We start from the raw sequence: 18,487 nt of genomic DNA, 5'->3' as shown, positions 1-18,487 counted from the left end.
GCCATGAACAAAATAGTATTAATTATTTCTAGAGAATACCTTACTCGGATTCAAAAAAAATCGTTTTGGATTGCCTCGATCTTAACTCCTTTGTTGATAACTGCCATATATGCAATTCCCATTTGGTTGTCAACAAGAGATGCCGAAATGAAAAAGATTCAAATTTTGGATCAAAGTACCTATTTTCAAAAGGAAGATTTGCAAGCGAATTCCATACAGTTTGATTTATTACAAAAGGGGGACGTTAATCAATTAAAAGCAAAGCTTAGTTCAAGCGATTATGATGCCTTGGTTATTATTCCTTCTGATATACTTACCAATCCAAAAGGATTAAGGATGTATTCTGAAAAGACATTGAGTATTACATTGCAAAGCGATATAGAAAATAAAATACAGGATAAAATTCGTCAGGTATTGATGAAAAATGCTGGTATAGAAGGGAAGATCTATGAAAGTACGCAAGTTAATGTGCAAAGTGACACCTTGACCCTTTCAACCAACGGCGGAGAAACGAACTCCAATAGTGGAGGAGTGATGATATTAGCTGGAATTTTAGGCTTTCTGCTGTATTTTACTGTATTGATTTATGGTAGCCAAGTGATGAATGGAGTAATAGAAGAAAAAAGTAGCCGAATCATTGAAGTAATCGTTTCCTCCGTAAAACCTTATCAATTAATGTTGGGTAAAATTATCGGAGTTGGATTGGTTGGTTTGACTCAGTTTGCTTTATGGATTGCATTAACTTTTGCTTTCAGTGGCATTGCCACAACGATATATGGCGACAAATTCAAGGATAAAATTGAGCAAAATGCGAAAAGTAAATTAAGTACAGATGCGCAAAAAGAAGTCAATAACGCCCAAGAAAATGCTGATTTTGAGCCAATGAAAGTTGTGAATGAGGTAGTCCAATCGACCAACATTCCATTGATTTTAGGCTCCTTCTTATTTTTCTATTTGTTTGGGTATTTATTATATAGCTCATTATTTGCTGCTATCGGATCTGCTGTAGAAACCGCTGCAGAAGCCCAGCAATTTACATTGCCAGTGACATTGCCTATCATTGTATCCTTTCTTTTTGCACAATTTACTATTCAAGATCCTGACAGTACCATCGCATTTTGGGCATCCATTATTCCATTTACTTCACCTATCAATATGATGGTTCGTCTACCTTATGGGGTTCCTACTTGGGAATTGATTCTATCCATGGTATTATTAATACTAGGCTTTTTGGGGACCTCTTGGGTTTCTTCTCGAATTTATCGAGTGGGTATACTTATGTATGGCAAAAAGATGACTTGGAAAGAGATTGGTAAGTGGATATTTTATAAAATTTAGTTGATAAATTCTGCCATTTTAGCTTCGTCAAATCCGGCCAATAATTGACCATTTTTTTCTAAAATCGGCCTTTTAATGGCAGAAGTTTTGTTTGTTAAAAATTCTAAAAGCTGCACTTGATCATTCAGGGCAGCTTTTTCTTGATCATTTAATTGTTTGTAAGTAGCTCCTTGTTTATTCAACACAACTTGTTGGCCTAAAATTGACAAGAATTTGCCCAAGGTAGCTCTATCTATTCCTTTTTTTTTGTAATCATGAAATTGAAATTCAATGTTGTTTTCTTTTAACCAATCAAAGGTTTTTTTCATGGTATTGCAATTGGGTATTCCGTATATAGTAATCATATTTTAATTTTAGTTGTAAAGTTCAAATTCTTGAATTTTGGTCGTATTTTTGTGTTTTCTTTACAAATTTAACACAAAACCTACCTTATGGAGTACAGAATTGAAAAAGATACAATGGGAAAGGTGCAAGTTCCTGCTCATGTATATTGGGGAGCTCAAACGCAGAGATCAATTGAGAACTTTCCAATCGCTCAAGATATTAATAAAATGCCAAAAGAAATTATTAGGGCTTTTGCATTTTTGAAAAAAGCGGCTGCAATAACCAATTTTGAGGCGGGGGTTTTAGAGGAAAACAAGAAAAATTTGATTGGTCAAGTTTGTGATGAGATTTTAGAAGGACTATGGGCTGATCAATTTCCACTAGTTGTTTGGCAAACGGGTTCGGGAACACAATCCAATATGAATTGCAATGAGGTGATTGCTTATCGAGCGCATGTCATTCAAGGCGGAAACTTAATGGACGAACAAAAATTTGTTCATCCAAATGATGATGTTAACAAATCACAATCGTCCAATGATACTTTTCCGACGGCTATGCACATAGCTGCCTATCAAATATTGATGGAAACAACCTTACCTGGAATTAAGAAATTAAGAGATACACTTGCTGCCAAATCAAAAGAGTTTAAAAATGTTGTTAAAATTGGTCGTACGCACTTTATGGATGCGACTCCATTGACACTTGGTCAAGAGTTTTCCGGTTATGTATCACAATTGAATCATGGATTGAAAGCAATTGAAAATACATTGGATCATTTATCTGAATTAGCTTTAGGAGGAACTGCGGTAGGAACAGGAATCAATACTCCAAAAGGTTATGCGGATAATGTAGCTAAACACATTGCAGAATTAACAGGTTTGCCATTTAGAACCGCTGAAAACAAGTTTGAGGCATTGGCTGCACACGATGCCATTGTAGAGGCTCACGGGGCTTTAAAAACCGTTGCTGTTAGTTTAATGAAGATTGGTAATGATATAAGAATGCTTTCTTCGGGTCCACGTTCGGGAATTGGCGAAATATTTATACCCGATAATGAGCCAGGTTCTTCTATTATGCCAGGTAAGGTGAATCCTACTCAATGTGAAGCTATGACAATGGTTGCAGCTCAAGTAATGGGAAATGACGTAACAATAGGTATAGGAGGTTCCAACGGACATTTTGAGTTAAATGTGTTCAAGCCAGTAATGATTTATAATTTTTTACATTCTGCTCGATTGATTGGAGATGTTTGTGTGGCATTTAATGATAAATGTGCAGTAGGCATTGCTCCTTTATATGATAATATCGCCAAGCACGTAAATAACTCTTTGATGTTAGTTACCGCCTTAAATACAAAGATTGGCTATTACAAAGCTGCTGAAATTGCACAGACAGCCCATAAAAATGGTTCAACCTTAAAAGAAACAGCCATTGCTTTGGGTTATTTAACAGCTGAAGAATTTGACCAATGGGTAAGGCCTGAGAATATGGTAGGAGAAATCAATCTGTAATTAGGTGCGAAATATTTGATTCTCAGTCGATTAACAAAAAAGGCCTTAAATTTCACGATTTAAGGCCTTTTTTAGTTTAAATGAGCTCTCTGAGTTCCAGTGAGTAAAAAGTGTTGGGAAAAGGGAAGGATTTAGCAATTTTTTGTGCTTCTTCCATGTTGCTCAAAATTAAAGTAACAATTTGGCTAATTTCTCCACCATCAATTTGATTTAAAATTCTATTTTCAATTTCGCCATTCAAATTGATGACCATTTGATTAGGACCTAATTTTTGAAAAAGCATATCTTCGTAAGAAGTTTTTAAACCTCTTAACCAGTTTTTAATTTGCTCTAATTCTTGTTCAGAGGCTAGAATTTCTTCCTTAGAAATTCCACTTATTGGACCTCGAATAATGAAAACATAACGTTTCATAAAATTGTATTTTTTTAATATTAGAATTCGCTTTGGAATTTATCAAACGGATTATCCTTTTTGCTAATTTTAGGTTCCGTTGTTTTTTCACGAACCTTGATTTTAGGCTTCTCAGTTTCCGGTAGGAAAGGTGCCAGCCAAACATTTAATTCCATAAATGCGGCCTTATTTAAGGAGTAATAAATGAATACGCCATCACGTCTCGTCTCAACAATTCCAACCTCTTTTAGTACCGAAAGGTGCCTTGAAATAGTAGGTGCAGCATAGTTGAATTGTTCAAATATGGCACTGGCGGCTAATTCTCCAGGCAATAATAATTCGATAATTTTCTTTCTGGATTCATCACCAATGGCCTTAGCAATTAATTCAATCATTTTATTAATTATCTATTTAGCTAATTTAATAATTAAATAGGCAATTTCCAACATATGCATTGATTATCCATTAAGAATCATTTTTTTGGTTATTTAGCGACTCAAACAATTAATTAGCAATTGAACTAAATTTTATTAGCTTTAATGCTAATTAATATACAGGTTGATTATTTATCGATTAGTCAAATAGCTAAATTTAATGTTTGCCAATACATATCTAACTGGAATTATTTTAGACCATGTGAAATTTATCAATCATGGAAATGTTGATTTTTAAGTGCCGATATGAATTTATTTTTTTCTTATGTAGATCTTTAAAAATGAAATTTTGGATAAAAATTCCACTTTTAAATTGACTTGAATTTAATCTCTAACATAGACCCTTTTGACACGTTCACTAATGTTTGTCATTAGTTCGTAAGGGATAGTTTCTGCTTTTTTGGCAATCTCCTCAATTTGTACTTTTCCGCCAAATGCGATGGCTTCATCTCCAATTTTCACATTCTTTAAATGACTAATATCTACCATACACATGTCCATACAAATGGATCCAACAGTAGGACAAAGTTGTCCCTTAATTTCAAATGTTCCATTACCCATTCCTAATTTACGAGCATAACCATCTGCATATCCTAAGGCTAGCGTGGCAATTTTGCCTTCAGATTTTAGTTTTCCTTTTCTGCCATAACCTATTGTTTCTCCTTTTTTGATTGTTTTAATTTGTGATATATAGGTTTTTAACTTTAAAACACTTTCCAAGGACTTTTTTTCATCAAGATTATAACTTATTCCATATAAGCTAATTCCAAGTCTAACCATGTCAAATCTTGACTTTGGATGTTTTTGAATAGCTGCAGAGTTGGCTATGTGTAATAATGGTTTGTATCCCAGCGTGTTTTGTATTTCACCACACATTTTTTGGAATATCATTATCTGTTTTTTCGTAAAATTTAAATGTCTTTCACTTTCGGAAGCCGCTAAATGACTTAGAATACTTACCACCCATAATTGTGGCATTTCAGATAAATTTTCTTTTAATTGAGCGATTTGATCGGGTTCAAACCCTAAACGCTTCATTCCTGTATCTAATTTTAGATGAATTTTTATGGTTAAGCTATTGTTTGTGCTGTATTCCTCAAGAGCTTGTAATAATTCAAAATTGTATACTTCTGGTTCTAAGGCATATTCTGTTAATAAATCAAATTCTTGTATTTGAGGATTCATGACCATTATAGGAACATAAATTCCATTTTTCCGCAATTGTACTCCTTCATCTGTATAGGCAACTGTTAAGTAATCAATTCCTTGACTTTGAAGTACAGTAGCGACTTCAATTGCACCTGCCCCATAGGCAAAAGCTTTCACCATTCCCATCAGCTTGGTTTGTGTTCCAATTTGTTGTTTATAATAAGTTAAATTATGTTGAATTGCATTTAAATTGATTTCTAATTGGGTACAATGCGTTTTCGTTTCAAGTTGTTGTACCAGATGTTCGAAATTGTACTTTCTTGCACCTTTTAACAATATTGAAGAATGATCTATTTGGTTTAATATACCGGATTCAATTAATTCAGTTGTAGAAAAGAAGGTAGTTATATGATTGAATTTACTTGAATTACGTGATATATGTTCTCCGACTCCAATAATTTGATCGATCGATTGTTGTTGAAGTAATTTTGAAATTTCGGTGTAAAGTTTCTCCTCAGCAATTCTAGTTTCTAGCAAGTCGCTAAAAATGATGACTTTACGTTTTTTTGAGCTATTTTTCAGAATAGGTAAAGCTAATTTTAAACCATCAATATCATTATTATATGAATCATCTATGATTTGATTATTTCTAACTCCTTCTTTGATCTCTAAGCGCATCGATATAGGTCGAAGCAATTTGGTCCTCTTTTGAATTTCGAGTGGCTCTACATGTAAATAATGAGCTAATATGAGACAGTGTGTTAGATTTTCTAAGGACGCTTCATCAGATAGGTCAGTCTGAATATCTAGAAATGTTTCACTTTGAGCTGCTTTTTTTAACTTTATGTGATAGGATTGCTCATTTTTTTGCCAAAATGCTAGAATTCCACTGTTAGTATCCACCGTTGACCATGGAATTAAATCGCAATTTGGATTTAATTCTTTCATCATGTTTTTGATCAATTGTCCATAGCTAGAAGAATCTCGAAAAATAAGTTTTTCAACCTGTTTGAACATGAGGAGTTTTTCCTTTAATTTTTGTTCGTCCGATTCGAAATTTTGGGCATGTGCTTCTCCAAAATGGGTTAGTATTCCAATTTTAGGTTGAATGATTTTCTCCAATTTGGCCATTTCATTCATTTTAGAAATACCTGCCTCAAAAATCCCCAAATTATGGGTCTCATTCATTTTTAAAATTGAAAGAGGGACTCCTATTTGTGAATTAAAGCTTTTGGGACTTTTTACTACTTGGAATTTCGTTTGTAATATACTTGAAAGCCATTCTTTGACGCTCGTTTTTCCATTTGATCCTGTTATGGCAATGACTGGAATTTGAAATCGTTCTCTGTGATGAATGGCAATGTTTTGTAATGTTTGAATCGTATTATCGACGATGTAAAAATCTGCATCAGTCCATTTTTTTGATTTTTCAATGAGTTGATTGCTCCAGCTATTTTTTTCAACAACAAATTCTCTAACTCCTTTAAGATACAAGGCTTCAATTTGTTGATGTCCATCATGATGAACGCCTTTAATAGCAAAAAAAGCAGTATTGATTGGATCACTTATCTGTCTGCTATCCAAACTAATTTGGGTAGATGTTAATTTGTTTGGATTAGAATAATGGATCATATGATAATATCGAACTCTTTGAAGAGCTAAAATACAAAAAGGCGAGGAATTCTTTCCTCGCCTTGAATGATATCTTGTAATATTTTTCGAATTAGTTTTCTAATGCGGCAACGCCAGGTAAAACCTTACCTTCCATATATTCCAATAATGCACCACCACCTGTTGATACATAGGATACACGATCTCCGTAACCTGCGTTATTGACAGCAGATGCGGAATCTCCGCCGCCAATCAATGAAAATGCCCCATTTTCCTCAGTAGCTTTTACTACTGCATCGGCAATTGCATTGGTTCCTATGGCAAAATTTGGGAATTCAAAAACGCCCATTGGACCATTCCACAAAATAGTTTTTGATTCAGAAACAATCTTTTGAAATAATTCAATGGATTTTGGGCCAATATCTAAACCTTCCCAACCATCTGGAATGAAACCAGTTTCTACCGTTTGTCTATTGGCATTATTATTGAAATCATCAGCACAAACATTGTCCAAAGGCATGTATATATTTACTCCTTTAGCTTTGGCTTTTTCAATTAAACTTTTTGCTAATTCTACTTTATCAGGTTCACAAATTGATTTTCCAATTTTACCACCCTCAGCCAAAGTGAATGTATAAGTCATGCCACCACCAATGATCAAATTGTCAACTTTGTCTAATAATTTTTCGATAATTAAAATTTTATCTGAAATTTTAGAACCTCCCATAATTGCTGTGAATGGACGATCGGCATATTCCAATATTTTTTGAGCATTATCAATCTCTGCTTGCATTACAAAGCCACTTACTTTTTCAGTAAAGAATTTTCCGATGACAGCAGTTGAAGCGTGGGCTCTGTGTGCGGTACCAAATGCATCATTTACCCAAACATTACCTAAACGAGCCAATTTTTGAGCAAAAGCCTCATCACCTTTTTCCTCTTCCTTGTAGAAACGTAAATTTTCCAATAAAAGAATTTCTCCCGCTTGTAAATTATTCGCTAATTCAACAGCTTCCTCTCCAATACAATCCGAAGCAAATTGTACTTTTACACCAAATACAATGGATAAGGGAGTTACCAAATGTTTTAACGAGTATTTTTCTATGGGTCCATCTTTCGGACGACCCAAATGTGACATTAAAATAACAGAGCCACCATCTTTCAAGATTTTTTGAATGGTTGGAATGGTAGCTTTGATACGTGTATCATCAGTAATTTCGAATCGATCATTCAATGGTACATTGAAATCAACACGAACTAAGGCTTTTTTGCCAGAAAAATTGTAATTGGAAACCGTTTGCATACTATTTTTGTTTCGTTTTAGAGAATGACAAGCATGGCCATTATTAAGGCATACAAATATACCTAAGTTTCTGAATATGTTGAAATAATCTAATTTTCTGTTTAAAATATGGAAAAAAATATTCGAATAATACAATTTTAAAAATAAAAACAAAAATTTAGATGATGAATCAAATGAATCCGGTTGAATTATCACCCACCTATTATTGGGATTATTTTGATTATATCATTAAATACATTGAAAAACATTACTCTAATTTGTTATCGGACGCTGAGATGGAATTCAAAGTGTCTTTTCAAGGGCTTACCTTTGAGAGTCAATGTCTTTACTTACGCTTAGCCTCTCGTCGAATTTCTTGGTTTAGAACAGAAAATCTGGTTTATGCTGAAATTCCAAACATTTCTGGATGTGTAGAAGAACTAATTTCGAAAGGTTTCATGACCAAATTTTCAATCGAAAATGTAGAAAGCTTTCAGGAGGTGTTGTCTGTTTTCTCTAAGCAGGAATGTACCCAAATAGCAAAAAAAATCATACCCCATTCAAAAGGAATTCAGCAATTAAAAAAGAATGATCTTGTACTGGAATTGTTGAAAGCGGAAGATTTAACTTATGTTTTTGATCTTATTCAATCTTTTTCATCCCAAATTGTCCGGCCTCTTGCATTAACCTATTTTTCATTTTTTCAATTTTTGTTTTTTGGTAGCCGACACAGGGATCTAAGCGATTTTGTAGTTCGCGATTTAGGTCATCGGTCTTTTGTAGAAACGAAGGAAGAAAATTTTGTGCCTTATTTCCAAAGCAGAAAAGAAGCCGTTGAAAAATGGAATATCAGTATTTGGCGACAATGGTTTTATGAGATCATGCCTCAAGAGCAGGTATCTGAAGTGATATTTATTTCTTGGAAAAATGAGATTTTGCCATTGAAGGATGAGCTGACAGAATTAGCATCATTTTCTTTTGAGAAAACCCTTTTTGAGGTGGGTAGGTATTTAGAAAGAAAAAATGAATTAGAAATGGCTTTGGAAATTTACCAACATAGTTTACAATCCAACGTTATTGAAAGAATTGTCCGGATTTATCAAAAACTCAAAAATTGGGATCAATCAATTTATTGGGCAAGAATTGGATTGGAATTAAGCCTCAATCCCAAAGAAATTCATTTTTTTACTGATTTTTTAGCCAAGTTGGAAACCAGAAAATCGGTCAAAAAGGTGACCCAATCGTTAAAAGAAGCTGAAAAAATTACCATTCCAAGCGAGTGGAAATCTAATGTAGAGTTAGGTGTGATTGAATATTTTCAAAATCAAGGCTATTATGCGGCATTTAGTGAAAATAGGGTTTGGAAAAGCTTGGTGGGTCTTTGGTTTTGGGATATTATTTTTGATTCAAAAGATTTGGCCTATCATCATCCCTTTCAAACGGCACCGAGTCATTATGCCAAAGAGGACTTTTTGGTAACAAAAAAAGTAGAATTTTTAGATTTATTATCGATGATTGAAAATAAGAATGAATTGATCTCCCATTTGAACATTCAGTCGAAAAAATATCATACTAAAATTAATCCTTTGGTCGATTGGGTGAATTTAGACATGGAGTTAATAGCGAAAGTTGTTTATGCTTTACCTAGTGAAGCTATTTTGGCAGTTATTAATCAAATTTGGATGAATTTATCTACTCATTCCAAAGGATTTCCCGATTTATTTGTTCAGAAAGGAGAGGAGTATGTATTTATTGAGGTGAAATCTCCCAACGATCATCTTTCTGCCATACAATACTATTGGCATGATTTCTTCAAACAAGTGGGTATTGAATTCAAATTGATTCGAGTGGAATGGTCTGACAAATAATTATGAATGCGAATCATGGGTTGAAAATTCCTGTTTTTTCAAGATTTTAACCCACGAGTCGCATTATGACTGAAGGATTATGAATTAGTGTTGATGAGTTAATAATTTGGTTTCATTTTTGGGATTTAATTTCATAACTCTTGGTTCCCAAGTAAAAATATTTCTCTTTCTGCTTGACTTATTTTAAAATTAACTATACATTTCAAATGAATCTGCCACGTTCTTATATTTTGTTGCTTTTTAGATTCCAAAAGCATTTTTTCACCCTATAAATTTTATGATTATGAAAGTGCAAGTACATGCCATTCACTTCAATGCGGACCGTAAATTATTGGAAAGCATTCAATCCAAGTTGAATAAATTAGATACTTTTTACGATCGAATAACGAGTGGAGAAGTATACTTAAAAATCGAACAAGGATTAGGAAAGGTTAAAGAGAAATTATTGGAAATTAAAATTTCTGTTCCGGGTGCTGTTTTATTTGTCAAGGAAAAAGCCAAATCTTTTGAAGAAGCGCTTGATTTAGCCCTTGATGCCATAGCAGAACAAATAAAAAGGTTTAAATCTAAATCAAATCAGATCCATCAGAAGAACATTTCTATCGATCTAGAATAATAAAAATTACACATAAAAAAGGCCACTTGGATTAACAAGTGGCCTTTTTTTATGTAAAAATAGATGAATTATATGTCAAATACCTTTTTCACTTGATCCACATAATCTAATTTTTCCCAAGTGAATAATTCCACTTCTTTTACTATCGTTTGTCCATTATTACCTTGAAAAGATTTGGTAACAATTTCATTTTTTCTGCCCATGTGACCATAAGCAGCTGTTTCGGAATAAATAGGGTTTCTTAATTTTAATCTTTGCTCGATAAAGTACGGGCGCATATCAAAAATACCTTCAACAGCTTTGGCAATTTCGCCGTCCGTTAAATTCACCTTAGCTGTACCATATGTATCAATAAATAATCCGCAAGGTTTAGCAACACCAATGGCATACGACACTTGAACCAATACTTGATCGCATAATCCAGCGGCTACCAAATTTTTGGCAATATGACGCGTTGCATAGGCTGCCGATCTATCTACTTTTGAAGGATCTTTACCCGAGAATGCTCCTCCTCCATGTGCACCTTTTCCACCATAGGTATCTACAATGATTTTACGACCTGTTAGGCCGGTATCTCCGTGAGGACCTCCAATGACAAATTTTCCAGTTGGATTGATGTGATAGGTGATTTTATCATTAAATAAAGCTTGAATTTCAGGCTTTAATTTCGACTTGACTCTAGGGATCGCAATTTCGATGATGTCTTTTCTAATTTTAGCCAACATTACTTCATCAGAATCAAAATCATCGTGTTGAGTTGAAACGACAATCGTATCGATTCGTTGAGGAACATGATTGTCACTGTATTCTATGGTTACTTGAGATTTAGCATCTGGACGTAAATAGCCAATTACATTTGGTTCTGTATTTCTAATCAAGGATAATTCTTGTAAAATTTTATGAGCCAAATCCAAGGCTAATGGCATGTAGTTTTCCGTTTCAGTTGTAGCATAACCAAACATCATCCCTTGGTCTCCAGCACCTTGTTCTTCTGGATTGGAACGATCAACTCCTTGATTAATATCAGCTGATTGCTCATGAATGGCTGAAAGAATACCGCAAGATCTGGCATCAAACATGTATTCTGATTTATTATAACCGATTTTATCAATTACCTGACGGGCAATGGATTGAACATCTAAATTAACATTGGTTTTAACCTCACCCGCTAAAATAACTTGTCCTGTCGTAACCAATGTTTCACAAGCTACTTTCGAACTTGGATCAAAGGCCATGAAATGATCAATTAATGCGTCTGAGATTTGATCTGCTACTTTGTCTGGATGACCTTCTGAAACCGATTCAGAGGTAAATAAATATGCCATTAGCGAATAATTTTTTAATTAAAAAACGTTCAAATTTACAATTAATAATAGCAAGGAGCAAAAAGAAATTAATCTTTATCTACTTTTTGAAAAGCTCTGTAATTGCAGCTTTGAAAAATGGGGTAGTAGGTACGCTTGACATGATTTTCAAATCTTCGAAGATATTTGTATCCTCTTCCAAAAATTTTAGAATCAATATGGGCGAATTATTTTTAAAAAGTGCTTCAAAAATTTCATGACCGCTCAAGTCTGATTCACTCAAAACTCGAAGGAAAACCCGATCAATAAAACGCTTAAAAATACTTTTTTGAATCAATTTTGCTTCAAAATTCCCATCTGCCAAATTATTGACTAATTCTTGACAAATATGTTGAGTGCGTAAAAAACTATAACCTGAGGTTGATTTAACAAATCCAGCGGGTGTCCCGATTTTAATCCATTTTTGATGAAGAAATTGGTTCGTGTTTTCTAATTCTACCATAGGAATTACCCCATATTCTTCTTCTTTTATTTGATAATCATCCTCTTTCAGATCGTAATATGCAGCTAAATAGGCCTTGATTTTATGTTTGTAATATTCTTTTTCTCGCAATGTTCCCGAAAAAAAGGTATGTTCAAATAGGGCTGTATGTGAATTAATGGGCAATACATACATGAATTCGCAATCCCTTCCAGTTGATACTCTAAAATCAAATAAATGGGCACTTTCCGATTTGAAGGCGGGGAAGTTACTCTCTATATTCCATCCTAAAAAATGCTGTTTAACATGTAAAGGATTATTCATATCGATGGGAAAGGGGGAAATGCTATCGAATACTTTTTTGGTAGCCAGGTAATTTCCCTTACTCGTTTCCACATTCACACCCACACCTGCGTAATGAATTTGTTGAATTTTAGCTTGTAGGAATTGAAAATTGGGATGTTTAACTAATTGATTTTTGATCAGATTATACCAATCTTCACTTTTGATTTTTTTGTATTTGTAGGGTGTAATATCGAATAAATCGCTGGGAGCTAATTTGGGGGAAATGGTAATTTTTGACCATTCTTTTTCAGCTATTGAATCGAATTCTTCTTTTTCTTTGGACCAATAACACCAAGTTTTATCATTAGAACCTTTTTGATGCTCGTCAATGATTAAAACCGTTTCTTTGGCCAATGTACTTTTACTTAAATAATAGGCTAAAGATAGTCCTGCTAGTCCTCCACCGGCGATAATATACGAATATTCAGTTTGATTGGGTGATGGTAATCGCATAGCTAACTTAATTAAATGTGTCTTTCTGCATGATAACTAGATCGAACCAAGGCGCCTGATTCCACATAGGCTAATCCTCTTTTTAAACCTTCTTCTTTGTACATGGCAAAGGTATCAGGGTGGATCCATTCAATAACTTCATGGTGCATTTTGGTTGGTTGCAAATATTGACCAAGCGTTAAAACGTCTAAGCCATTATTCACCAAATCATCCATGGCTTGTAAGACCTCGTCTTTTGTTTCACCTAAACCTAACATAATGCCCGATTTATTTCGCTTTCCAAATTCTTTGGTTCGCTTTATTTGTTCCAAACTTCTTTCATATTTTGCTTGAGGACGAACATAACGGTACAATCTAGCTACTGTTTCCATGTTGTGAGAAACAACTTCTTGCCCACCTTCAATCATACGAATGAGAGCATCCCAGTTTGCTTTGACATCCGGAATTAAGGTTTCAATAGTTGTTTGTGGCGTTTCTTCTTTTACCGCTCTTACAGTTTGGTACCAAATTTCAGCCCCTTTATCTTTTAATTCATCTCGATTAACAGAAGTGATAACCGCATGTTTTACTTTCATTAATCGGATGGCTTCAGCTACTCTTCGAGGTTCATCTTCATCATATTCTTGAGGTCTACCTGTCGCTACCGCACAAAAGGTGCAAGATCGCGTACAAACATTTCCTAAAATCATGAATGTGGCTGTACCTTCTCCCCAGCATTCGCCCATATTGGGGCAATTACCTGATTGGCAAATGGTATGTAATTTATATTCATCCACAATTTTACGAACGTTTGTATATTTCTCTCCGATGGGTAATTTTACTCTTAACCAATCGGGTTTACGATTCGTGTTTGCTGCTGGATTTATTTGAGGTAATTCAATCATGTTTTTGCGAAGTAAATTCTATTTCGTTCTACCCAGTAAAAAAGTAAGGTAACCAGTGGTATAAACCGGTCTTTGGGTGCTTTGGTTTAACATTTCGATGGGATTATTGAATACATCAATGATAAATCCTACTTCAATGGCCATATAGCTGCTTTTTTCTGAGTTAAATTCTATGTTTAAAGCTGATTTAAGGTGCCAACCAGGAACCAAGATGCTTTTTCCCACACTGGAAAACATTCCGGATTCTCTAACGATTCCCGCGCTTGGGTATTTGTTATCCAATAAATCTTTCATGGATACTGAAATGGTATTATTACCAATAGGATTGTTGGAGCTATAGGCAATATCCACCATATAAGGAGCTTGCAATCCAATGGTTGGGCCTGTGGTGAAAATACCTTTTAGTGCTGGGCCACCTTGACTCGCTTTTTTAAGCAAAGTTATTTCTTTGCCGTATTCTGGCCGAATAGTGTATAAATAATTTAATTTACCTTCTATGTAGGTTTGACCATTGTAGGAATAGGGTGAAGTGAATTCACGGTAATCTTTTATATGGGCTAAATCTACATTGATGACATTTAATGACTTATTTTTTTTGCCCCAAACATTTCTAAAATTTACTCCACCGATAACTCCTGAATTGGTAGATGTACTTAATCCAATGGCCCACGTATGTAATTCATCGGATTCTTTTTTTGGCGCTATTGTCGAACTTTTTGAAGGAGGATTAACTCTGTTTTTGCTGATTGTTGTATTGGAATTCTTTTTTGTTGTACTAGGTGCTTCTACTTGTATGGTCTTTCTTTGGCCCCATAAAAATAAAGGGGATGTCAGAAGAATCAATGTTGCGAGTAGAAGCTTTTTCATTATTAATTTAAATGTGGTTTAATTTCGTCCATGGAAATGTCCCAATGTGTAGCAGAGTAGGTGCATTTTCCATTGGAAATAACCAAAACTTGTGGTGATTGGTGTTCCACCGCAAATATATCAGCAATTTTTTGTGAAATAGGTCTGAAAGAAATTAAATCCAATAGGTAAGCTGGACTTTCTTCTGCATTCCAAGCTCTCTCTAATCGATTAAGTGCCGTAGAAGAAATGGAGCATCTCGTACTATGCTTGAAAATAAGAATGGGCTTTTGATGTGAATGAGTGATGATTTCATCCAATTGTACTTCTTCAGTTAAATCATTCCAGTTCATATGCATGATGCGGATATAAGTCTAATTTCGTAATTTTAACGATTCAACATCAAATTTAAGAAAAACTTGAGAGTTTGGCTTTATTCTTTTAGCTTGTTTTTATATCGGCAAACCTTGAGGCTTGTTTCAAAGTTCCATGTCAAGGCGAAATTATGGTCCGAAGGACAAGATCACGTATGGGAAAGTTTGGAAGAAAAGTTGAAAAATAACTCTAAACCCCTTATTTGGGTACATGCTGCATCTCTTGGAGAATTTGAACAAGGAAGACCTATCATAGATGCACTGAAAGAAAAATATCCGAAATATTTTATCTTACTTACTTTTTTTTCGCCTTCTGGATATGAAATTCGAAAAAATTATCCTTTGGTTGATTGGGTCAGTTATTTGCCTTTGGATAGTAAAAGGTCTTCAGTCAGGTTCTTGGATCTTGTAAAACCTCAAATGGTCATTTTTGTCAAATATGAATATTGGTATTTTTATTTAATGGAAATCCAAAAAAGAAATATTCCTAGTCTATTGGTATCCGCCATTTTTCGAGAAAATTCTGTGTTTTTTCAATGGTATGGTGGCTTTTATCGAAATATTGTCAAATCATTTAGTCAAATTTTTGTCCAAGATCTGGCATCAAAAGTGCTGTTAGAATCCATTCAAGTGGAGCAAGTTCAAGTTGCAGGTGATACTCGATTTGATCGGGTAGATCAAATGTCTAAGGTAGTAGAATCCTGGGATTTAGCTGAGGCATTTTTAAATGGTTCTGAGTTTATCGTTTTAGGCTCTGTTTGGGAAGCAGATATGCAAATGCTTATTCCCATCATTAATTCATATAAATGGCCTTTGAAGTGGATTATAGTTCCTCATGAAATACATCAAGACGAGTTGAATTCGTGGAAGAATCAGATTAATCGTCCTGCCCTGTTTTCTGTAGGGAATATCTCGGATGAAATTTTCGATAAAGAGGTATTAATTGTTAATGAAATTGGCCGACTTTCTACCTTGTACAAAGGAGCTTCATTTGCTTATATTGGCGGTTCTTTTGGGAAAGGATTACATAATACATTGGAGGCCGCCGTTTTTGGTCTGGCTTTGTTTTTTGGAAATAAGAATTTTAGAAAATTCAAAGAAGCTTGCGATTTAATAGATTTGGGAATTGCATTTCCGGTAGCAAATTCGGAAGAATTTATTTTAAAAATGGATAATTTTTTTCAAAATCCCATGCATTTAGAGGAGATTAAAAAGAAATCAAAGGCCTATATTTCAACGAATATTGGTGCTAAGGATCAAATTATGAACTTTATTCAAACGAAAATATGAGTAATGAATTAATCAAGGGATTAATTATTCGATCGACCGGTTCTTGGTATGAGATTCGTTCGGAATCGGGAAAAGTGTTTTCTGGTAGATTGAAAGGTAAGTTTAAATTAAATGGTCCCAAGACTTCTAATCCAATAGCGGTAGGAGATTGGGTGATGTTTTTTATTGAGGATGAAGCTAATCAAACGGTTGTAATTGAAGAAATTTTACCACGAACCAATTATTTAATTCGGAAATCAGTACATAAAACAGGTCAAGGTCAATTATTGGCGGCCAATGTGGATCAAGCCATTTTTATCATGACCTATAAATTTCCGAAAACATCTTTGGGTTTTTTAGATCGTTTTTTAGTAACAGCAGAGGCTTTCCGAATTCCAGTTCAAATTGTATTCAATAAAATGGATTTGCTAACGGAAGAAGAAAAAGATCAGGTTTTTGAATGGGCTGGATTGTATCAAGAATTGGGGTATGGTATTTTATTTACTTCTATTCCTAACAATGAAGGTATTGATGAATTCAAAGAAATGTTTCAAGGTAAAGTATCATTGATGTCGGGACATTCAGGGGTAGGGAAATCCAGCTTATTGAATATTGTTGCGCCAGATTTGAACATAAAAACCAAAGCCATTTCTGATTTTGCTCAAAAAGGTGTGCATACAACGACTTATGCAACCATGTGGGAATTGGGCGAAAAGACCTATTTGATCGATAGTCCGGGAATTAAGGAATTAGGCATTTTGGAAATTGAAAAAGATGAATTAGCGCATTATTTTCCGGAGATGCGGGCCTTATTGGGCGACTGTAAATTCAATAATTGCATGCATTTGAGTGAACCAGGTTGTGTGGTACGTGCAGCGGTGGACGAAGGAGAAATAGCTGTTACAAGGTATATGAGTTATTTGAGTATGTTGGAAAATGATGATAATCGAAGATAAACCTTTTATAAACTATGGAAAATTTACTTTGGGGTATTGATTTAGGAGGAACAAAAATTGAATGTGCGGTTTTAGACAAAAAAGATCCCACAAAAGTGGTCATTCGGGAGCGCATTGATACCGAATCGGCAAAGGGATATGAGCACATATTGCATCAAATAAAATCCTTAGTTGACAGGGTAATTGAAAAAATAGCCATTCAGCCAACTCAAATTGGATTTGCTACGCCAGGAGTGATGAATCCAAGGACCTTGACTATGAAAAATTGCAATACCACCTGTTTGAATGGAAAGTATTTGGCGAGGGATTTGGAGGAAATATTGGGAGTAGAAGTGAAATTAGCCAACGATGCCAATTCCTTTGCATTGGCAGAAACTTTGTTAGGGGCAGTGAAAGACATTAATCCCAATGCGGAGTCGGCTTTTGGAGTAATCATGGGCACAGGAGTAGGAGGAGGTTTGGTCGTGCATGGTAAAATTGTGAATGGATTGCATGGCATAGGAGGCGAGTGGGGACATAATATTTTGGAAGAGGGTGGAACCCCATGTTATTGCGGCAAAGCTGGTTGTGTAGAAAATGTCATTTCAGGCCCAGCCTTGGAGCAATTTTATGAGAAGAAATCAGGCCGAAAATTAAAGTTAAAAGAAATTTTACGATTGGCGGAGGCAAAAGAAGATAAGATCGCGGAGGAGACCATTGATAGGTTGTTGGAATATTTTGGTAGAGCAATTTCTACCTTGATTAATGTGATAGATCCAGAAGTGATTGTGATTGGAGGAGGCGTAGGCAATATTGACTTACTTTATACAGAAGGCTATGAACGCATCAAGAAATACATTTTTAATTCCGGCGAGGTGCATACTCAAATAGTCAAACCCAAACTAGGTGACAGCGCTGGGGTATTTGGTGCGGCGATGTTGTTTGTGTAGGGCGGAGGCAAAGTTTAAATTACGTTCAATATTTTGGTTATTAAAAAGCTCCTTCTGGGGCTTTTTTAGTAAGAATTATCTCGTTTAAAATACATGTGATTTAGGAATCGATTTTTGCTACT

17 protein-coding genes are annotated in these 18,487 nt (G+C 34.7%); 7 read left to right on the top strand and 10 right to left on the bottom strand.

The window, feature by feature from the left end; genetic code table 11:
• The first annotated feature begins 3 nt into the window (after nucleotides 1–3).
• On the top strand, nucleotides 4–1,338 hold the full coding sequence (locus V7S76_RS10180) for an ABC transporter permease (protein ID WP_459510001.1): 1,335 nt from the start codon (nucleotides 4–6) through the stop codon (nucleotides 1,336–1,338).
• Here V7S76_RS10180 and V7S76_RS10175 read toward each other — a convergent pair.
• Nucleotides 1,335–1,682: a Spx/MgsR family RNA polymerase-binding regulatory protein gene (locus tag V7S76_RS10175; protein WP_459510000.1), complete on the bottom strand. Its 348-nt coding sequence runs from the start codon at nucleotides 1,680–1,682 to the stop codon at nucleotides 1,335–1,337. The two genes, V7S76_RS10180 and V7S76_RS10175, sit on opposite strands and share 4 nt — an antisense overlap.
• A gap of 87 nt (nucleotides 1,683–1,769) precedes the next feature.
• Between V7S76_RS10175 and fumC the strand changes: the two genes are divergently transcribed.
• On the top strand, nucleotides 1,770–3,173 hold the full coding sequence (gene fumC, locus V7S76_RS10170) for a class II fumarate hydratase (protein ID WP_459509999.1): 1,404 nt from the start codon (nucleotides 1,770–1,772) through the stop codon (nucleotides 3,171–3,173).
• Between the two features lie 76 nt (nucleotides 3,174–3,249).
• Here the strand turns inward: fumC and V7S76_RS10165 are convergent, their stop codons facing one another.
• The 4 genes from V7S76_RS10165 to V7S76_RS10150 form a co-directional block, all read right to left on the bottom strand.
• On the bottom strand, nucleotides 3,250–3,585 hold the full coding sequence (locus V7S76_RS10165; protein ID WP_459509998.1) for a hypothetical protein: 336 nt from the start codon (nucleotides 3,583–3,585) through the stop codon (nucleotides 3,250–3,252).
• 20 nt (nucleotides 3,586–3,605) lie between these two features.
• Entirely contained in the window at nucleotides 3,606–3,959 is a 354-nt protein-coding gene (locus V7S76_RS10160) for an ArsR/SmtB family transcription factor (RefSeq protein ID WP_459509997.1), read from the bottom strand.
• Between the two features lie 363 nt (nucleotides 3,960–4,322).
• A complete protein-coding gene (locus V7S76_RS10155; RefSeq protein WP_459509996.1) occupies nucleotides 4,323–6,779 on the bottom strand; it encodes a bifunctional UDP-N-acetylmuramoyl-tripeptide:D-alanyl-D-alanine ligase/alanine racemase in 2,457 nt (818 codons plus the stop codon).
• Between the two features lie 91 nt (nucleotides 6,780–6,870).
• On the bottom strand, nucleotides 6,871–8,061 hold the full coding sequence (locus V7S76_RS10150; protein WP_459509995.1) for a phosphoglycerate kinase: 1,191 nt from the start codon (nucleotides 8,059–8,061) through the stop codon (nucleotides 6,871–6,873).
• A gap of 161 nt (nucleotides 8,062–8,222) precedes the next feature.
• Here V7S76_RS10150 and V7S76_RS10145 point away from each other — a divergent pair, with 161 nt between their 5' ends.
• Together V7S76_RS10145 and V7S76_RS10140 are read left to right on the top strand one after the other, a co-directional pair.
• Nucleotides 8,223–9,908: a VRR-NUC domain-containing protein gene (locus tag V7S76_RS10145; protein ID WP_459509994.1), complete on the top strand. Its 1,686-nt coding sequence runs from the start codon at nucleotides 8,223–8,225 to the stop codon at nucleotides 9,906–9,908.
• A 283-nt stretch (nucleotides 9,909–10,191) separates the two neighbouring features.
• Nucleotides 10,192–10,524 carry an HPF/RaiA family ribosome-associated protein gene (locus tag V7S76_RS10140; RefSeq protein ID WP_459509993.1) on the top strand — a complete coding sequence of 111 codons (333 nt, stop codon included), beginning with the start codon at nucleotides 10,192–10,194 and terminating at the stop codon, nucleotides 10,522–10,524.
• 68 nt (nucleotides 10,525–10,592) lie between these two features.
• Here V7S76_RS10140 and metK read toward each other — a convergent pair whose 3' ends face one another.
• The 5 genes from metK to ytxJ form a co-directional block, all read right to left on the bottom strand.
• Complete coding sequence (gene metK, locus V7S76_RS10135; RefSeq protein ID WP_459509991.1) at nucleotides 10,593–11,849, bottom strand: methionine adenosyltransferase; 1,257 nt, start codon at nucleotides 11,847–11,849, stop codon at nucleotides 10,593–10,595.
• 79 nt (nucleotides 11,850–11,928) lie between these two features.
• Nucleotides 11,929–13,107: a lycopene cyclase family protein gene (locus V7S76_RS10130; protein ID WP_459509990.1), complete on the bottom strand. Its 1,179-nt coding sequence runs from the start codon at nucleotides 13,105–13,107 to the stop codon at nucleotides 11,929–11,931.
• A gap of 11 nt (nucleotides 13,108–13,118) precedes the next feature.
• Entirely contained in the window at nucleotides 13,119–13,991 is an 873-nt protein-coding gene (lipA, locus tag V7S76_RS10125) for a lipoyl synthase (RefSeq protein ID WP_459509989.1), read from the bottom strand.
• Nucleotides 13,992–14,009: 18 nt separating this feature from the next.
• The gene (locus V7S76_RS10120; protein ID WP_459509988.1) at nucleotides 14,010–14,858 is read right to left on the bottom strand and encodes a hypothetical protein; all 849 of its coding nucleotides are present in this window, start codon (nucleotides 14,856–14,858) and stop codon (nucleotides 14,010–14,012) included.
• A gap of 2 nt (nucleotides 14,859–14,860) precedes the next feature.
• Complete coding sequence (ytxJ, locus tag V7S76_RS10115; RefSeq protein WP_459509987.1) at nucleotides 14,861–15,190, bottom strand: bacillithiol system redox-active protein YtxJ; 330 nt, start codon at nucleotides 15,188–15,190, stop codon at nucleotides 14,861–14,863.
• Nucleotides 15,191–15,304: 114 nt separating this feature from the next.
• On the opposite strand from ytxJ, the gene V7S76_RS10110 reads away from it, so the two are divergent.
• The 3 genes from V7S76_RS10110 to V7S76_RS10100 are packed head-to-tail and all read left to right on the top strand — an operon-like array spanning nucleotide 15,305 to nucleotide 18,365.
• On the top strand, nucleotides 15,305–16,501 hold the full coding sequence (locus V7S76_RS10110; RefSeq protein WP_459509986.1) for a 3-deoxy-D-manno-octulosonic acid transferase: 1,197 nt from the start codon (nucleotides 15,305–15,307) through the stop codon (nucleotides 16,499–16,501).
• A complete protein-coding gene (rsgA, locus tag V7S76_RS10105) occupies nucleotides 16,498–17,436 on the top strand; it encodes a ribosome small subunit-dependent GTPase A (protein ID WP_459509985.1) in 939 nt (312 codons plus the stop codon). Before V7S76_RS10110 ends, rsgA begins: the two co-directional genes overlap by 4 nt.
• Before the next feature lie 14 nt (nucleotides 17,437–17,450).
• On the top strand, nucleotides 17,451–18,365 hold the full coding sequence (locus V7S76_RS10100) for an ROK family protein (RefSeq protein WP_459509984.1): 915 nt from the start codon (nucleotides 17,451–17,453) through the stop codon (nucleotides 18,363–18,365).
• Nucleotides 18,366–18,487: the final 122 nt, after the last annotated feature.

The organism is Aquirufa sp. ROCK2-A2 (genome assembly GCF_054558485.1).
The sequence above is the reverse complement of the archived record's forward strand: the minus strand, read 5'-3'. Positions and strand labels throughout refer to the sequence as shown.